1 protein-coding gene is annotated in these 2,438 nt (G+C 60.3%); it reads left to right on the top strand.

The genetic code is table 11. From position 1 onward, the window contains the following. Window positions 1–2,423: hypothetical protein (locus tag ACFUOZ_RS21305; RefSeq protein WP_377552019.1), on the top strand; the 2,423-nt coding region annotated here is incomplete at its 5' end. Between the last annotated feature and the right edge of the window lie 15 nt (window positions 2,424–2,438).

Genomic DNA, 2,438 nt, shown 5'->3' with positions numbered 1-2,438 from the left:
CCTCGGAGAGCGTGTTTTTTGAGTCGTTGTCGGTGGAGGATTTGCAGGTTCTTGCCGGGTCGAGTGTGACGGGTTCGGCGGAGATGGTGCGGGGCGGGTTCTCGGTTGTTCCTGAGCATGCTGGGGGTTCCTCTTCCGGTGGCCGTGGTGTTGGTGAGGGTCTTGGGGGTGTGGGGACTCCTGTGTTGAATGAGGTGTTGCGTTCGAAGGGTTTTGCTGAGTTGAATGCCCGGGGTGAGGGCCCGCGTGTGGGTGGTTCTGCGGGGTTGCCGGTGAACGAGGTGTTGGCGGTGGTGTTGATTGTTCAGGCGTTCTCTGAGGATTCAACGGTGTTGAACCAGGCTGCTGCGTTGCTGGCCACGGTTCCTGTGGTGGGCCAGATTTTCTGGTTCGCGTCCGCTGTTGAGGGCAGGGACGAGACGAACATTGTTGCCTCGGGGTTGGCGTTGGCCAGTGCCGGGATCGAGGCCGGGATTGGGTTGGCGGGGTTGTTCGGTGTTGAAGCCGGCGCGGTCATCGCCGGCCTGTCAGCGTTGGCCTCTACCCTGGGGTTGGTGTCGTTGGCTGTCGTGGGAGTATCGATCTTCGTCTCTTTGGTCAAGACCAAGGGGTGGGGATGGATCGCTGAGCATTCCAGCCCGCTCGCGTGGTTCATTAGCTCCTTGATTGACAAACAGCCCGGTCATGAAACGGGCCCCGCGCAGGTCCCTGCACTGGAATGGACCCATAACGACCCTCACGGTGAATGGGGTGGGATACAGAACGGTCATTACCAGTGGACGAACGAGTACGTTAAAGCACGGATGACGAACGCGTACCTGATCTGGGCTGATGAGTACGCGAAAAACCATGTCCATAAACTCGCCGAAGCGATGGAACGAAAGTTCGCCCTCGCACAGAAAACCGTGATCTATAACAGCCTGCTCGCCCAAGGCGCAGCCGAACGGGTCGGGGTCATGAACGCCGATACCCCCGCGGAGATCGAGACCGCGAAAGCGACCATCCGGACCAAAGCCGGCGAATCACTGGCCGCGTTGAAAGAAGGCATGATCAAGGCCGTGAAAGACAACCACGCGATCATGATTGAGTCCATGAACAAAGGCGCAGGGTTCAACGAGTTCAAAAACACCTACCTGGCCGAAACCCTGATCCCGGAATACATCGAGAACACCTCCAGCGTGTGCGCGACGGTGCGGCGTAACCAGGACGCGCTCATCCATGACGGCGGCTATGAACGAAACAAAATCTGGGACGAACTGATCCAAACCTATTCCACCTACGGCCAATGCACCCAGAACTACTGGACCCCGGAGCTGTTCACCCGCAAATTCCACGCCCCGACCCAAGCCCTCACCCCGTACACCCCGGACCAGGGAACCGTGAACGAACGGATCACCGCAACGATCAACGGCACCGGCCACGCACCAGCAGACCTCGCGGTGAAGAAACTGAAGGAAAACGCCGACAAAGCATCAGAATTCACCCATGTGAACCACACGAAAGCAGAAGCGGAGGAAAGCGCTAAAAGGCACCTGACATACGTCCAAGAGGCCGGACGCGCGCTGGAAAAGACCGTCGCGCTGCTGCCCGCGGCCGTGGTCTCGAGCACCGAAGTGAAAAACACCTACGCCACGCTGAAGGCATGGAAGGAAAAGTTCCAAAGCTACGATGGCCTCTCAACGGACGGGATCAATGCCGCCAAGATGGACGCAGCCGCGGCCATCGACGCTTTAGTGACGCTGGCCTCGCAAAGCCCGGCCCCCGCGTTCGCCCTCGCCCACATCCCAGCCTCCACAACCATCAACACCACCAACCTGGCCTGGACAATCGAAACCCCACTAAGCAGCACACCAACCAAAAACACCACCACCAGCACCAGTGACGCTACCGGCGCCGGGGCGTTGATCAACGGGTTCGGCCCAGCCGGGCACCACGTAGCCGTCAAATACACCACCGGACCCTCCAACGGGGCCACGATCTGCACCGCCACCGTCACCGACCTCGGAATCTGGGCCTGCAAAACCAGCACCGCCCTCCACCCCGGAGCCCAGATCAACCTGCACCACAACGACCAACCCATCAACGGAACAACCATCAACCTCCCCGGCATCAAACCCACCATCAACCCCGCCCCCTTCCAAAACCCCATCAACCCCCGACGACTAGCCAACAGCGCCTACGAATGGAGCGGACAAGGAACCCCCGGACACACACTCACCGGCACCGTCTCCTGCGGCGCCCCAGGACAAATCGGCCGCCAATTCCGGCTCCGCCCCATCACCGTTGACACCCACGGCACCTGGTCCTACCCGCCCCGCGCCTCCAACATGCTCAAAAACAGCCGATGCCTCCTAACCATCACCGACACACACACCCAAGAAACCACCACCCAACCCTTCACCACCACCGGACGACAAACCTAACCACCCACCGCTCCC

Origin of the sequence: Paenarthrobacter sp. NPDC057355 (assembly GCF_042667405.1) — a bacterium.
In the GTDB taxonomy this organism is placed as follows: domain Bacteria; phylum Actinomycetota; class Actinomycetes; order Actinomycetales; family Micrococcaceae; genus Arthrobacter.
Note: the sequence above shows the minus strand (reverse complement) of the source record. Positions and strands in the feature narration are given on the sequence as shown.